The 16199-nt window shown below is 38.5% G+C and carries 14 protein-coding genes; 10 read left to right on the forward strand and 4 right to left on the reverse strand.

Going from position 1 to position 16199, the window contains the following annotated elements; all coding sequences use genetic code 11:
- Window positions 1-105 precede the first annotated feature (105 nt).
- Complete coding sequence (locus tag ACINWC743_RS15405; protein ID WP_009586083.1) at window positions 106-984, reverse strand: EamA family transporter; 879 nt, start codon at window positions 982-984, stop codon at window positions 106-108.
- 169 nt (window positions 985-1153) lie between these two features.
- On the opposite strand from ACINWC743_RS15405, the gene ACINWC743_RS15410 reads away from it, so the two are divergent.
- From ACINWC743_RS15410 to ACINWC743_RS15420, 3 genes are all read left to right on the forward strand, one after another.
- Complete coding sequence (locus tag ACINWC743_RS15410; protein WP_009586171.1) at window positions 1154-2590, forward strand: tetratricopeptide repeat protein; 1437 nt, start codon at window positions 1154-1156, stop codon at window positions 2588-2590.
- A 15-nt stretch (window positions 2591-2605) separates the two neighbouring features.
- Window positions 2606-3325 (forward strand): metallophosphoesterase, encoded by a 720-nt coding sequence (locus ACINWC743_RS15415; protein ID WP_009586172.1) that lies wholly within the window; start codon window positions 2606-2608, stop codon window positions 3323-3325.
- A gap of 244 nt (window positions 3326-3569) precedes the next feature.
- Window positions 3570-5573: a PKD domain-containing protein gene (locus tag ACINWC743_RS15420; RefSeq protein WP_009586088.1), complete on the forward strand. Its 2004-nt coding sequence runs from the start codon at window positions 3570-3572 to the stop codon at window positions 5571-5573.
- Between the two features lie 43 nt (window positions 5574-5616).
- Here the strand turns inward: ACINWC743_RS15420 and ACINWC743_RS15425 are convergent, their stop codons facing one another.
- Both ACINWC743_RS15425 and serA read right to left on the reverse strand, forming a co-directional pair.
- Window positions 5617-6486 (reverse strand): EamA family transporter, encoded by an 870-nt coding sequence (locus ACINWC743_RS15425; protein WP_009586133.1) that lies wholly within the window; start codon window positions 6484-6486, stop codon window positions 5617-5619.
- Between the two features lie 151 nt (window positions 6487-6637).
- Window positions 6638-7870 (reverse strand): phosphoglycerate dehydrogenase, encoded by a 1233-nt coding sequence (serA, locus tag ACINWC743_RS15430; RefSeq protein ID WP_009586077.1) that lies wholly within the window; start codon window positions 7868-7870, stop codon window positions 6638-6640.
- 371 nt (window positions 7871-8241) lie between these two features.
- Here serA and ACINWC743_RS15435 point away from each other — a divergent pair, with 371 nt between their 5' ends.
- The 6 genes from ACINWC743_RS15435 to ACINWC743_RS15460 all read left to right on the forward strand — a co-directional run bounded on the left by ACINWC743_RS15435 (window position 8242) and on the right by ACINWC743_RS15460 (window position 14156).
- On the forward strand, window positions 8242-9651 hold the full coding sequence (locus tag ACINWC743_RS15435) for an FAD-binding oxidoreductase (RefSeq protein ID WP_005035462.1): 1410 nt from the start codon (window positions 8242-8244) through the stop codon (window positions 9649-9651).
- Between the two features lie 138 nt (window positions 9652-9789).
- Window positions 9790-10608, forward strand: a complete 819-nt coding sequence (locus ACINWC743_RS15440) for a DMP19 family protein (protein ID WP_005035464.1) — start codon at window positions 9790-9792, stop codon at window positions 10606-10608.
- A 78-nt stretch (window positions 10609-10686) separates the two neighbouring features.
- Window positions 10687-11058, forward strand: a complete 372-nt coding sequence (locus ACINWC743_RS15445; protein WP_004826467.1) for a hypothetical protein — start codon at window positions 10687-10689, stop codon at window positions 11056-11058.
- 55 nt (window positions 11059-11113) lie between these two features.
- The gene (gene ddlA / locus ACINWC743_RS15450; RefSeq protein ID WP_005035467.1) at window positions 11114-12211 is read left to right on the forward strand and encodes a D-alanine--D-alanine ligase; all 1098 of its coding nucleotides are present in this window, start codon (window positions 11114-11116) and stop codon (window positions 12209-12211) included.
- A 268-nt stretch (window positions 12212-12479) separates the two neighbouring features.
- The gene (locus ACINWC743_RS15455) at window positions 12480-13244 is read left to right on the forward strand and encodes a DNA polymerase beta superfamily protein (RefSeq protein ID WP_009586084.1); all 765 of its coding nucleotides are present in this window, start codon (window positions 12480-12482) and stop codon (window positions 13242-13244) included.
- Window positions 13245-13274: 30 nt separating this feature from the next.
- Window positions 13275-14156 carry a pirin family protein gene (locus tag ACINWC743_RS15460; protein WP_009586078.1) on the forward strand — a complete coding sequence of 294 codons (882 nt, stop codon included), beginning with the start codon at window positions 13275-13277 and terminating at the stop codon, window positions 14154-14156.
- Between the two features lie 33 nt (window positions 14157-14189).
- Here ACINWC743_RS15460 and ACINWC743_RS15465 read toward each other — a convergent pair whose 3' ends face one another.
- A complete protein-coding gene (locus ACINWC743_RS15465) occupies window positions 14190-14582 on the reverse strand; it encodes a hypothetical protein (protein WP_009586147.1) in 393 nt (130 codons plus the stop codon).
- A gap of 344 nt (window positions 14583-14926) precedes the next feature.
- Between ACINWC743_RS15465 and ACINWC743_RS15470 the strand changes: the two genes are divergently transcribed.
- Window positions 14927-16168: an MFS transporter gene (locus tag ACINWC743_RS15470; RefSeq protein WP_009586158.1), complete on the forward strand. Its 1242-nt coding sequence runs from the start codon at window positions 14927-14929 to the stop codon at window positions 16166-16168.
- Window positions 16169-16199: the final 31 nt, after the last annotated feature.

The following is a 16199-nucleotide window of genomic DNA, read 5'->3' on the forward strand; positions in this document are numbered from 1 at the left end:
ACTTGATCGTAACCACTAAGATTTGATTAAAATCAATTCGGCTTAGCTTGATGCTAGATCTTCATACATCGGATAGGGCACGCTTAAAACAATGACTGAAAAAGATCAGTCATTGTTGAGTGCAGCTGGATTTCGTGCAGAACGGAAGGTTACTCCTACAGAAGCGATCATGATACAAATTAAAGCAATAATTTGCCATGTAGTAATATGTTCATTGAGTAAAACCATTCCTGCAATTGCTGCCAGAGCAGGGGATAAGCTGGACAAGGTACCATAGCTCATTTTACTGAGTTGTTTGAGTGCCAGTAGATCTAAAGCATAAGGGATTGCTGTTGCCAAAAGCGCAATCAGTAAGGCTTTACCCCAATATTGAGTTTGTAATAAAGCCTGTGAATCATGTACTGCGCTGATTGGTAACATCACCAGTGCCGAGAGAACAATCGCAATACTGAGCGCATGCATACCTATATTTTGGCGTACCACTTTCTGACCAAAGTAAATATAACTTGCCCAGCAAATACCCGCACCAAGCGCAAACGCTGCACCAAGATAAGAAAAGTTATGCGCATTGGCATCATGCCAAGGCACCATTAAGGCGATACCTATGATGGCGAGGAATACCCAAATATAATCACTTTTTTGTTTAATCGAGAGTAGTGCTAATGTCAGTGGACCTAAAAACTCGAGTCCAACAGCAATCCCTTGCGGTAATTTGCCTAAAGATGCATAGAACAATACATTCATCAGACATACGGAACCACTATAATATAAAAGTTCTTTCCATCTTAGATAAGGTAAACGTTTGATAATTTTCCATGAACGGAACATCAAAATAATTAAAATGGAAGCAAAACATAACCTTAAAGTCACGACCGTAATGGGATCTAAAACTTCAAACAACTGTTTGGCAAATGAAGCACTGATCTGATAAGCCACCATAGATAAAACCATGAAAAGCACAGCAGTGAGTTGAGAGTTTGGCATGTTTATGGTGTAAAAAAGAATTGGATAGATTTTAACACTTTCTTAAATTTATTTTGGTATTTCGTAAATATATGAATATTCATTTAATATTTTGCTTTGAGATTATGGGTACTCCTCTGTAAGATGTGAAAGATTATACTTGCAATGGCACATGTGTTAGGAATAAAAGATGTCAGGACATACGAACAATACTGAAAATATAGCCTTAAATGGGGCGCAACATTCACAAGCAGAAGCTTGGTATATCGAAGTCCTCAAATTAGAACAACAAGGCTTTGCCCAAACTGAACAAGATGCTCAGGCACGTGTGGATTTGTTGGTCAATGCATCGAATCAAGACTTTGCGCCCGCAAGTACCTTGTTAGGTCAGTGGCATGTCTTGGGACGTTATTTAAACCAAAGTATTCCTTCCGCCATTCTTTTTTTTCAACATGCCGCAAAGCTTAATCATGGTTTGGCACATTTAGAGCTCGCTTATCTTGGATTGAACCATGCAAGCGATCAGTTGACTCAGGCGCAAGCATTGATGCACTTGCAACAAGCTGTCCAATTGAACCATCCAGAGGCAATTTTTGTCTATGCACAACAACAACTTGCACAAGATCCGCAAACTGCTTACCAATTACTTTTAGACAATTATTTAAAAAACCAGCATCAAAATAGTTTGAAGTTTTGTGTCGAGTTTTCTGGATTTGACCCGATCAAAGTACAAAATGAATTACTCAAAATTGCTGAAAAAGATCATTTTGCCTGTGCCTTATTGGCATTTAGTTATTTCACGCAGCACAATTTAGATGCTGCTTTCAAATATGCTGAAATTGCTCAACAACGCAATGATCCTTTTGGTTGTTATGTTCGTGCTTTAGTTGAGCAACAACGTGATCAAGGTGATGCCACGCTTGCTCAAGAGTTTTTACTCAAAGCTGCGAAAAATGGACATATTGAGTCGGCTTACTTAGCCGCAGTAAACTTGCTCAAAAACGCTGAAAATGCCAAGACTGAACAAAAACACCAAGAATATGCCACACTGGCTGTTGAATTATTATCACATGCAGCAGTTGCTGGGCATGTACCCGCACAATATTCGCTAGCCCAATGTTTACGTTATGGTTTAGGCACTGAAAAAAATCTGGATCAAGGTGTCTCTTGGTTAGAAAGGGCAGCAATGCAAAATCATCCGGATGCACAATTTGAACTGTCTATGTTATTGCCTTTGGAACATGAACATCACTTACCCTTATTAAATGCTGCGGCAGATAAAGGGCATACTCAGGCGATGCTGTGTATGTCAATTTTTGAACAGCGCCAAGACAATGCTCAAGGAGCACTAGATTGGTTAAATAAGGCGAAAGAACTCAAAGTACCACGTGCATTTTTTCTACTCGGACAAATGTATCGAGAGGGTAAATGTGTTGATGTTGATTTGAGTCTAAGTGCAGATTTATTTAAACAGGCAGCGGATCATGGTGATATAGATTCTTATTTCGAACTGTTTAAAATTTATAAAGATGGAATCGGTGTACGAAAAAATAAGAAAACAGCCAGTAAATATCTAGATTTAGCAAAAGAAAATCAGCATATTGAAGCGGCATCGATTGAGTTCTAAATCAAAGTTCAGCAGATGAATAATTTATCACAACGCACTTTTGCACATGTAGAGACATATATTCACCACACAGGTCGCTTATTTGTGGTGGGGGATATTCATGGTCACTATGATGCATTGATGCAAAAATTGGCAGATGTACGCTTTGATTTTCAAACTGATGTGCTAATTGCTGTAGGGGATCTTGTTGATCGAGGTCCTGAGAGTCTGAAATGTTTGAATTTAATTGATGAGCCGTGGTTTAAAAGCATCCTCGGCAATCATGAGGAAATGTGCATTTTATCCCATGTCGATCCCCTGATGAAAAATCTGCACGCCCAACATGGGGGTGAATGGTTTTATGCTTTAAGTTTGCAACAACAAAAACAAGTGATTGAGAAGCTGGAAACATTACCTGTACTTTTAGAAGTCATACATCAAAACAAAAAATATGGTTTTGTGCATGCAGATATTGATCTTAATGATTGGGAAGCTTTTAAATTATCAACAAAAGCGAAAAGTAGAGAGTTGGCACTTTGGGGGAGAGGACGAATTAAAAATAAACGCTTTATGCGTTATTCGAATGTTAAAGGGGTTGAGCAGGTTTTTCTGGGGCATACCGTGGTTGATTATGTGACAAAGAAGCACAACTGCTATTTTCTCGATACGGGTGCTTGTTTTGGGCGTGAATTAACACTTGTTGAAATAGATTGCCAGCTTCCTATAGAAAAACAGCAACGTGTAATCAAATCTTAATCCAATAAAATTTTATGTTGCTTTAAATCAACTTCATTTTAGAATCACTCCTAATAGTAATCATCTCATTACACTTTATGACTCTATTGATTGAAATTTATTGTTATTTAGTTGAATAAGCTAGGTACATCATAAGAAAAATAGCATCAAATTTTTGAAATAAAATGCCTATATCGAAAAATAAATACATACTAAACTTAATTTTGTTAAGCGTGTCACAAAATTAGTAAAAAAGGCGATTAAAATGAAAAACTATATAAAATGGGTACTTTTGGCATTCATTGGCTTATTTTTGGTTGCATGTAAGCCGACCGCAAAATTTGAATATAGTCCTGTTGCACCAAGTACAGGCGAAATTGTCAAATTTGATGCGACGAAAAGTACGGTATATAAAGCAAAAGAAGGCAATGCAATCCGCACGTATGCTTGGAATTTTGGTGATGGTACTCAGGGAACGGGTGCCACAGTTGAACATACTTATACGCAAGTGGGGCAATATACAGTGACATTGAATGTCACCGATCTTGCGGGACAAACCAGCTCCACCACACAAAAAATAAAAGTAAAACAGGGTGCAATCACAACCAATAAACAAGTTGCAATTCTGGTTCAAACTGTTAATGGCACATCCATTCCTGATGCAGATGTTACCATACTAGGGCAGCGTATAAAAACGGATCAAAATGGTCGTGCAAGTTTGAACCTTATACTTCCTCAAGCGACAAAAACAGTGGTCGCTCAGTTTGAAAAAGCCGGTTTTATTGGTCAGTCCATCGTGTATGAGGTGGCAAATTTAAAAGCACTATCTGTAAATTTATTGGCGATCAAACAGGTTGTCCCTGTATCTGAAATTTCTATGGCTCAAGTGATTCAATCTCAAAATTTGGGTGCAACCATTACGATTCCTGCAAACGCTTTTGTAAAAAATAATGGTGAGTTGGCAACGGGTGCAGTAAATGTCGAATTTACACCTTGGGATATCACCAATGCTGATCTAAATGCGATGCCTGCCAATGGCGTGGCAAAAGATGCTCAAGGTAAAATTGTTGACCTGATTAGCGCAGGGATGATTACCGCAACATTTAAAGATGCCAATGGTCAGGAACTACAACTTGCCAATGGGAAAACAGCAGATATTCAAATGAATTTACCTGTAAAAAGTCTCAATAACCAAGAAATGAAAGCTGGAACTGAAATTCCTATGTGGTATTTCGACGAAAGCAGTGGATTGTGGATTGAGGAAGGTAAAGGTCAAGTCATTACATCAAATCAATCTGCTACAGGTCTTGCTGTACATGCGACAGTGCGTCATTTTTCGACATGGAACTGGGATTTAAAATTTGAAAATGCGGGTTCAGTCTTTGTCCAGTGTCAATCTAGTGGAGAGGCGATTCCATGTTATGTCACGGCAAAAATCACCCTAAATGATGGTTCTGCTTTAACCAAATCAAATAGTGTTGCTAAAGAAGGCTTAACAGTAGTGAATATGCCTTCAAGCGGTACAATTTATTGGTCAGCCAAAGACCTCACAGGTACGTTGTTGGGAGAAAAAACTTCAACAACCGCAGGTAATGTGATCATTGATCTCGGAAAACCGACGACGGATCATTTTATAAAATGTGAGCTTCCTAATGGCACAGCACTGTCCTGCTCTGGAAAAATAAATGAGAAGTTTGACTTTTCTGTAGCGCAAGATGGCGGACGCTTGATCACAGGTATAAACGATTCAGATGGACAGTTGGACTGGTCAGCACAAAGCGCTTTAATTTTTGAAACCAATCAATGGGTACGTTACAAAGGTAAACAAGTTTCAGGTTTGAATGGTAATGTGAATATTGTTTTGACTGATCGTGAAGTTGTTTACAGCAGTAGTAAAGGTTTAACTTTCCCTGCCGTTTGTACCAGTTTGATTGATTCTTCAAATGGACCCATTGAACCTAATGGCAATTGGGAAGTTATGCCTGAATTAATTGGAAAGTCTTGCAATATAGAAATTACGGTATATGGCTTAGATGGTGTAGAGGAGGAAACCTTAACTTTTAATGCTATTTATGGAAAACCATTACAAATTCAACTACCAAATCAATATTCAGGTTTTCTTGCAAGTGGAAAAGGTCCTATTGGCTATTTAAGTATTTATGCATTGATACAAGACAATGGGCAAGAATGGGTTGAGCGAATAGGTTTTGAATCTGAGCCTGATCAGAATGCCATGATCAAACTATTGATGGGTGCACCTGACTGGTAGTTTTTAAATAAAACTCATTAAAACCACCTTTCGAGGTGGTTTTTTAGATTTGCTTTCTTTTTTGGGCAGTCACTGTACAGCCAATTGAAGCACTGATAATGGTGGCTAAAGCTAACCATTGTGTCCATAACAATTGTTCACCTAAGAAAATAAACCCAGAGAATGCTGCAATTGCAGGCTCAAGACTCATCAGTGTCCCAAAACTTAAAGCGGATAAATTTCTTAAAGCAATCATTTCCAAAGAGAACGGCAAAGCACTTGCCAAAATAGCCAATGCAATAAAATAGACTAAATTCGATGGCTGAAAAATTTCAATCGGCATCCCGGAGAACAAGGCAATCGGTAGTAAACAGAGCGTTCCCACAAACATGCCCAAACATACGGTGTGATTTCCCGAAACACCAGAGGGACGTTGCCCTGCAACAATATAAACAGCCCAACATGCGCCAGCAGCTAAGGCAAAAGCAATTCCAACAGGATCAAGGTGATGTTGTGCTTGGTCAAAAGGAAACAATAAAACTAAGCCGAGAATTGCAAGCCCGACCCAAATAAAATCAAATTTTCGACGCGCATGGAAAAGTGCAACACTCAGTGGACCGATAAATTCAAAAGCGACAGCAATGCCTAGCGGAATACGGTGAATAGACAGATAAAATAAAGCATTCATTCCAGCAAGTGCCAAACCGTAACTGATAATAGATGACCATTTGACTTGCTTTAAATTGACCTGCCAGATTTTAAAAATGACAGCTAGAATCAGACCGCCTAAAAGCAGACGCATTGCAGAAATCGCCAATACTGGGAATTGTTCAAACAGCGTTTTGGCAAGAGCACCGCTGCTTTGCACACTGATCATGGCAAAAAACAGTAAAGCGATCGCTTGTAGATGTGGTGCATTTTTTAAATTGAGCATGCTATGAAATACTTAGAATAAGGATGATATGTATTAAGAATTTGAATTTTTAACGAAGTGCAGTCTTAGAGATGATTGTACATTTGATCTGAAGTAATGACCAATAAAAAAACCACAGGAATGTTCCTGTGGTTTTTCAAGCTTAATAGCCTTAGAACAATACGCGAACGCGGATTGTACCTTCAACTTCATGAAGAGTATCAAGCGCTTCTTGAGATGCAGTTGCTTCTACATCCATTACCAAGTAACCAACGTCACCTTTAGTCATTAAAGACTGACCAGAAATGTTGATTCCATGTTCAGCGAACAGGTTGTTGATCTTAGAAAGAACACCCGGTACGTTTTTATGGATATGCAGTAAACGGTGTTTCCCTTCAGTCAATGGAAGTGCAATTTCAGGGAAGTTTACAGCAGATAAAGTCATACCTTTATCTGAGTAAGCAACAAATTTCTCTGCAACTTCTAAACCGATATTGGCTTGAGCTTCCATCGTTGATCCACCAACGTGTGGTGTAAGGATCACATTGTCTAAACCACGAAGAGGAGAAACAAATTCTTCACCATTGGCTTTCGGCTCTTTCGGGAATACATCTACTGCTGCACCAGCAATATGACCAGATTTGATCGCATCCGCTAAATCTTCGATAACAACACATGTACCACGTGCTGCATTGAGGAAGATTGAACCTTCTTTCATTTTTGCAAATTGATCTTTTGCAAAGAAATTACGTGTTGAAGGAACATCTGGAACATGTAAAGTAACCACATCAGCATTGGCAAGTAATTCATCTAAAGAACCAACTTGGCGTGCATTACCCATAGGAAGCTTGGTCACAGCATCATAATAAATCACATGCATACCCATGCTTTCAGCCAAAACTGAAAGTTGTGAACCAATTGAGCCGTAACCCACGATACCTAAAGTTTTTCCACGTGTTTCAAACGAGCCTACAGCTGACTTGTTCCAACCACCACGGTGTGTAGATGCAGATTTAGCAGGTACACCGCGAAGTAAAAGAATCGATTCTGCAAGAACAAGTTCTGCAACTGAACGAGTATTTGAATATGGTGCATTAAATACAGGAATACCACGAATCATGGCTGCATTTAAATTCACTTGGTTTGTTCCGATACAGAAACAACCCACTGCGATCAATTTATTCGCAGCTTCAAAGATTTCTTCAGTTAATTGTGTACGGGAACGAATACCAATGAAGTGAGCATCTTTCACCGCTTCTTTCAACGCTTCACCCTCAAGCGCAGTTTTACGGTAATCGATATTGGTATATCCAGCAGCATTTAATGTGTCGATCGCGTTTTGGTGAACGCCTTCTAACAACAAGAAACGAATTTTATCTTTAGGTAGTGAAAGATGTTGGCTCATTACGGCTCCGCTACAAAGGCCAAATTTAGTCGCAATATGATACCATAGACCTTGTTCTATAGATATTTTGATTGTGACACTACAGTGGATATTTTATCTACGATTTCTGATAAGCATTATTCAAAAATCAAATGAAATGCTAATGCATTGATTTTTATCATGCTTGCTGATGGCTTTATATACAAAGTGTGGATAATGTGAATCAAATCTGTACTTTATCCTGAGCAGTCATCTGGGTAAAATAGTGCTGAAATCGGTGAGATTGAAGATTTAGGCTAAAAAATATGCTGAAAAATTTTCACTGACTGATTTAAAATCTCAAATGTTGTATACGACGCCTTTTATTTACTTCTTGCTAGGTCCGCAAAACGATGAATGCTCCAGTAACGATAGCACCAGAATTATTGACCCAATTGACGCAAATTGTCGGTGAAAACCGAATTAAAACCGATGCGGACAGTTTAGAAAATTGGGGTAAAGATCATACTAAGCATTTCGATCCAAAACCTTCGATTATCGTTTTTCCTTCTAGTACGGAGCAGGTGCAAGCCATTGTTCAATTGGCCAATCAATTTAATGTTGCGATCACACCATCTGGTGGGCGTACTGGATTATCGGCTGGTGCTGTTGCAGCGAATGGTGAAATTGTCGTGAGCTTCGACAAAATGAACCAGATTTTAGAGTTTTATCCTGCTGATCGTATGGTGCGTATCCAAGCTGGTGTCGTGACTGAGCAATTGCAGAATTATGCTGAAGAACAGGGTATGTATTATCCCGTTGATTTTGCTTCTGCAGGTTCGTCTCAACTGGGTGGAAATATTGGAACCAATGCAGGTGGGATTAAAGTCATCAAGTATGGTATGACACGTAACTGGGTGCTTGGTCTGACAGTCGTGACAGGAAAAGGCGATGTATTGCGTTTAAACAAAGGCATGATCAAAAATGCTACAGGTTATGCAATGCAGCACTTATTCATTGGTGGTGAAGGTACTTTAGGTCTAGTGACTGAAGCTGAAATTAAACTTGAACGTCAACCACATGACTTACAAGTGATGGTACTGGGTGTACCTGATTTTGATGCGATCATGCCAGTATTACATGCTTTTCAAAATAAAATTGACCTCACAGCATTTGAGTTCTTTGGTGAACTTGCGATGCAAAAGGTATTAGACCGTGGTCATGTTCAACGTCCATTTGAAACTGAATGTCCATTCTATGTTTTGCTTGAGTTTGAAGCGCCGTATGAACCGATTATGGATGCGGCGATGGAAATTTTTGAACACTGTATGGAACAAGGTTGGGTACTTGATGGCGTGATGAGCCAAAGTCTCGAACAAGTGCAAAGCTTATGGCGCTTACGTGAAGACATTTCAGAAACGATTGCACCATTTACCCCTTATAAAAATGATATTTCTGTACTGATTACGCATGTTCCTGCGTTTATTAAGGAAATAGATACGATTGTTGCGGAGAATTATCCAGACTTTGAAATTTGCTGGTTCGGGCACATTGGTGACGGCAACCTGCATTTAAATATTTTAAAACCTGCAAATTTGTCGAAAGATGAATTCTTTGCAAAGTGTCAGGTAGTCAATAAATATGTGTTTGAAACAGTGAAGAAATATGATGGTTCGATTTCTGCTGAGCATGGTGTGGGCATGACCAAAAAGCCTTATCTTGATTACACCCGTACTGCTGAAGAAATTGAATACATGAAGGCTTTAAAGAAAGTATTTGATCCAAATGGGATTATGAACCCGGGTAAACTCTTTGATCTTTAAAAGTTTGAACCAAAAACGCTCCTCAGGGAGCGTTTTTTATGGACACACAAAAATAAAAATAAATTTACAGTGTTGTGGTTATTTGTCGTTAAAAATTTGTTATGTTTGTAGCGCTTAAACATTGATAAGAAACTGAAAATGATGCTGATTGATAATATTTTAATTTCTAAACAAAGTTTAGAAAGTGATGATCATTATGATGTGATTATGTCCAATATCGATACATTAAATGGATTATTTGAACACTATATCGAATACGATGAAGTGTCAGCTGAAGCGCTATATAGCTATTTTGTGGATTATTATCTCGCCCAAGTCAATAACGGTGGATTCTCTCAATTTGTGTATAACACGGGGTGGGATGCATTTATGGTGAAGCATGTTCGTGATGGTTTAAAAGCCATGAATGCCACTCAACATTTAGCTTTATTTGAACAAAGCGCTAATTTGATTGAACAATTTTCTGATGAGCAATTTGAACAGTTTTTAGAGGGTGAATATTTTGGTGAGAACCAGCAACGTGATGTACTCAATAGCTTTGATGATAAATTCTTTGCATTGAATGAAAGTGAAGATCTGATTGAAATCAATAGCCAATGGTTAAGACAGCATCCAAAGTTACGAGCAGTGGATGAAGATGAAATATTGACGGTTATTGAACAAGTTTCAGCGAAGATTCCAAATCTGGAACAGCGGAAACAACAGGCAGCTGAAAATCAACCCCGTTATTTTAAAATTATTGAAGAATTATGTCAGCAGCTTGGTCAAGAGCTGGATCGTATTACTATCGGTGATCCATCGCATCAATATAATGGACAAGAGATTGTCGCTTGGCATTTTCTAACGGAACAAGGGCATTTCTATATGCTGGATTTAGGTGATCAAGCATTGATGTTTGATGATCAAGATCAACAAGTCATTGCTCTCGATATTGCTCATATTGCAGATGAGTCATAAAGTCACAGTTTTTAAATAGTGTAAGTTGAATGTGCATAGCATTATAAAGCGATGCTTTGAGTTTTAAGGATAACCAGAATGAACCGTTTGAGTTTAATTTCAGTATTTTGTTTAGTGACTCTGTCGGGTTGTGCAACAACACAAAATTTAATCAATAAAGTGGGTGGTTCTGAAACGCCATTGAGCCAAGTTTTAAATGAGCGTCCTGATCTGCGCAAAGATTTAGCGACTGTTGAATTACGTCAATATTTTAACCGTGTTGAATCGCCAACAGTCGCTGAGGTGAAATTGACTGAAACGGGTTTGATGGATGATTCAGTTCGTTCAATTCGTACGGTATATAGCTTTAAAAATGTAGATGGTCAGTGGAAACGCATAGACGTACAAAAGGAATATCAGTGTTTACGTGGTAAAAATACCAAGACATTCCAAAAGGCAAAATGTCCTTAATCAATGATTTACCGGGAATTATAGATTTGAAAAATTAAAAATAGAGAACAACAAAATGGCAAAAACGAGAGTTGGAATAATTTTTGGTGGAAAATCATCAGAGCATCGCGTGTCACTACAGTCAGCACAAAACATCGTGGATGCAATAGATCGGCAAAAGTTTGATCTTAGTTTGATTGGGATAGATCAAGATGGCACTTGGCGTATTTTAGATGCTACACATTATTTAGAATATGGTCACGATCCTAAATTAATTTCTCTTGCCGCACGTGAACAGCAAGATCATTTACAGTCTAAGCCACCTCAAATTTTTGAAATTGAAAATGCACAAGGATTAGCGCCCCTTGATGTTATTTTTCCAATTATTCATGGGACCTTAGGTGAAGATGGTGCATTACAAGGCATGCTTAAAATTTTAGATCTACCATTTGTGGGCTCAGATGTTTTAAGTTCTGCAATTTGTATGGATAAAGATGTTACCAAGCGTTTATTACAAGGTTCTGGTATTGCTGTTGCACCATTTCTAACGATTCATGCTTATGACCTAAATGAGGTAAGTTTCGATGAGGTTCAAACTACTTTAGGTCTTCCTGTATTCGTAAAACCTGCAAATCAAGGTTCTTCCGTCGGGGTGAGTAAAGTTGAAAATGAACAGGAATTTATTGCTGCTTTAGAAAATGCATTTCAATATGACAGCAAAGTATTGATCGAAAAATTTATCAAAGGTCGTGAAATTGAGTGCGGGGTTTTGGGAAATTATTATCCAAGAGCCAGTGTTTGCGGTGAGGTAGTTGTAAAGTCTAGTTTTTATTCTTATGAAGCAAAATATATAGATAATCAATCTTCTGCAGTCGTGATTCCTGCTCCAATTTCAAATGAGCAAAGTAATAAGATCCGTGAGATTTCGATTAAAGCTTTTAAAGTTCTGGGTTGTTTTGGACTTGCACGTGTCGATTTTTTCTTGACTGAAAATGGTGATATTTTTCTGAATGAAGTAAATACTTTGCCAGGGTTTACCAATAACAGTATGTATCCAAAGCTTTGGGAAGCAAGTGGGATCACTTATTCTGAATTAATTACTCAACTCATAGAATTGGCTTTAGAGCGTCATGAAAATTTATTAAGAAATCCAAAATTGGTGTCCAAAGGATAGCTGTTTTTCGCTATTCATATGTTTTATTGAAGAATGGATAAGACATTTGCTTGAGAACGCACCAGATATGATGCGTTCTTAGACTATCAATAGAATCAATTAACGAGAGTGAATTTTTGCTCCCTTGTCTGAGTGATAGTTTGAGTTTAATCAGGCTTCAGCATGCTTAATCAATTCGATAAAAATAGGTATTCAAAAACTAAAGAAAATTCAAAATTCATTGAAATTAATGATATAAAACTTATAGATTACCAAAAATGTGAACACAATGAACATCCAACAAGAAATTCAAAACTTATTCCAAAATCGAGATGAACATCCACTATTTTATATCGAAAGTGGTAGTCGATTATGGGGCATGGCAAGTCCAGACAGCGATTACGATGTGCGTGGTTTCCATTTACCTTCTAAAGCACAATATTATGATTATCGCCAACATCGGGATTTAATCGAAATCATGGATGGTGATTTTGACTTTGTTTCATTTGATTTAAATAAGATGTTTGGACTTTTGGCAAAGAGTAATCCTACAGTACTTGAATGGGTACGAGCGCATATTGTCTATTTTAATCAATTTCCTGAGTGGGAAAGCTTTAGAGCAGGTTTGCTGGAACGAATAGACTATAAAGCGCTGTATTATCATTACTTATCGCTAGCTAAAGGCGGTATGCAAGTCATGCAAACGGCAGATAATTTTACTTATAAAAAAGTGTTTTATTCGATTCGTGGTTTGATGTCCGCAGAACTTGCAACACAACAGATTATGCCTGAACTCCAGATCACACAGTTGTTCGATCAAATTGATGCCAATGACCCACTCCGTCATTGGGCAGAGGATTATTTAGAAATCAAAAAACAGCAAAAAGAAAAAGCGCAATTACCGGTGATTGAACAAGCGCAGATCTTAAAATTATTGGAAGATAAGATTGAAGCTTTAAATTTAAGGGCAATTGAACCGACCAATGATATTGAAAAATTAAAGCAATATCTCACAGCATATAGCTTTAATTTAAAACAGCATTTTTACGGTTAATGCGTTTAACTATTAGAGAAGATCGACAGTATGAAAACCCTCGCCTTTATCCATCGTAATGATACGCGTTTTGCGATAGGGGATTTTTATCCTGTACTTTCTGTATTTTCACACTATGAATTAGGCAATACCGTCTCTCCCTTTCTGTTACTTGATCACTTGGGACCTGGAGTTTTAAAACCGACCAATTTACGCAAAGGCGTGAGTGAACATCCACATCGAGGTTTTGAAACCGTCACGCTGATTTTTGCTGGAGAACTCGAACATCGAGATTCATCGGGTGGCGGAGGGATCGTTTCTGCAGGCGATGTGCAATGGATGACGGCTGCTTCAGGAGTCCAACATAAAGAAGTGTTTAGTGAGGCATTCTCAAAAACAGGGGGGTATTTTGAAATGGTACAGTTGTGGGTGAATTTGCCTGCCAAAGATAAAATGAATCCACCCCGTTATCAAAGTCTGCGCAAAGCGGATATTCCAGTGATTGAACTTAGCCATTCCGCAGGAACAGTCAGGGTCATTGCTGGGCATTATGGAAATGCCCAAGGACCAGCCAAAACGCATTCGCCACTCCAAGTGTTAGACATCGAAGTCCAGCCAGGGCATCGTGTGGTTCTACCTGCGAATATTGGCGACACCACTATGATTTATTTAAGAACTGGTAAAGTTCAATTTCAGCCTGAAGATGAAATTCTCGAAGAACAAGGCTTGGCTGTGATGTCGAGTTTAGGGCAGGATATTGAGATCACCGCTTTACAGCATTGCAAGTTATTGTTGCTGACAGGCAAACCACTTCAAGAGCCGATCAATGGTCATGGTCCATTTGTAATGAACAGCTATGATCAAATTCTTGAAGCATATGATGATATTAAAAATGGTACATTCATCAAGTTTAAAGTGTTAGATGATCAATGACAGCAAGCTCAACGTATAATTTACTGTAAAGTGTTAAATGCCAGTTTGTGGTTTATTTTTTAAACCAATCAGACCTTTGATCAGCAATGCAATTCCAATTCCCACACATAGACCCATCAGGAATTTGCCGAATATACCTAAACCAAGTTCTTTTTGATTGGCTGAGCTAATTGCTTTCGCTGTATCTTCTGCTGAGCCTGTCGCATTGGCTTGAGCGTCCATCATGGCAACAAAACCTGTATCCGTTTTACAGCTTGAGATAATTGAGCCAGAGTTTTCACCATATTTTTTTTGCACTAATTCTTCACATCTGGCTTGATCAGAAGCACTGATATGGGATCCGGAACTCATAAAATAAAGCCCACCACCGACCAGAAGTAAAATCATGCCGATGATGATCAATGAAACTGGATTTTTATTTTTCATTTAATTTATTCATATAGATTTATGTGACATTTAGAGTAGCCTAAGAATATTAAATGTTCAACTTCCTCTCGAAAAATGTCTGTGTTACACTACAAAAACTCAACCCTGTGTGTACATTCTATAAACTTTTTTATAGTAGGGTTTAGTTATAAATCTCACAAATTTGCTGCAAGCATTACTTTTTTACCTATTGAATTAGACACCTTGTGAATGCGGTGTTGACCCCTTATTCAACGTAAATTCCACAACTTAATATTTAAATTTCAGTGCTTGTCATTGGGATGACGCTTATCTTTAGAAAAATAGTGTCACTCCAGCAAGCCTATAATGATATGTAGAAAACAATGCAAAATTCAGTGCAACAAGAACACACTGCAAGTTTGAGTCGCGCTACGCTCATGTTTCCATTGGCGTTGGTGCTTTTTGAGTTTTCAGTGTATATCGGAAATGATTTGGTTCAGCCGGCTATGCTCGCGATTACCAAGGAATTTGGCGTAAGTAGTGCATGGGCACCGTCGTCGATGTCCTTTTATCTGCTTGGTGGTGCGTGTGTCGCAGGCTTATTGGGGCCATTATCTGACCGATTAGGACGAAAAAAAGTCTTATTGGCTGGTGTGGCATTCTTTGTTATCACCTGCTTATTGATCTTACTGACTCATCATATTGAAAGTTTTCTCGCTTTGAGATTTTTACAAGGCTTTGGTTTATCCGTGATTGCAGCGGTCGGTTATGCTGCAATTCAGGAAACTTTTGAAGAACGTGATGCAATTAAAGTCATGGCACTCATGGCTAACATTTCTCTACTGGCGCCGTTAATTGGACCTGTCGTAGGTGCTTTTCTGATTGATCATGTATCGTGGCATTGGGGCTTTATTGGCATTGCATTTTTAGCCTTTCTGAGTTGGTTTGGCTTAAAGGCTAAAATGCCAGCGCGTCGCATCAGTATTCCAAAACAACCCTTGAGTTATATTTGGGATGACTATAAGAAAGTCTTTAAGAATAAGACCTTTATGGGAATGACTTTAGGTCTGCCTATGGTAGCGATGCCTTTAATGCTGTGGATTGCTCTGTCCCCAGTGATGTTGGTTGAAGAACTAGGGCTGACGAGTCTGCAATATGGATTAGCGCAGTTTCCTGTATTGGGCGGGCTGATCTTAGGTAATATTGTGCTGATTCGAGTGATTGATCGTTTGGCGCTTGGAAAAACAGTGTTAATTGGCTTGCCATTGATGCTTTTGGGCACTGTGATTGTGTTCGCAGGTGTGATCTGGCGCGAATATTTTTTATATTGCGTCATTTTGGGCATGACTTTAGTCAGTTTTGGTGAAGGGATCAGTTTCTCCGTGCTGTATCGTTTTGCCTTGATGTCTTCAGAGGTTTCTAAAGGTACAGTTGCCGCTGCTGTTTCAGTCTTGATGATGTTTACCTTTTTCTTTGTCATTGAACTGATACGAGTGTTGTATGAGCACTTCCATCTCTGGGCGTATGCTTTGTCATGTTTTGCATTGATTGCGTTATGGTTCACAATTCCACGTGGGTTATTAAAAGCAATTATGAAACAACGTCAGGCAGACGATATTTTTTAAAATTAAAAAACTCCCTTTTCTAAAGGAAAGG

It is taken from the genome of Acinetobacter sp. WC-743, from assembly GCF_000335555.1.
GTDB classification, from domain to species: Bacteria; Pseudomonadota; Gammaproteobacteria; order Pseudomonadales; family Moraxellaceae; genus Acinetobacter; species Acinetobacter bereziniae.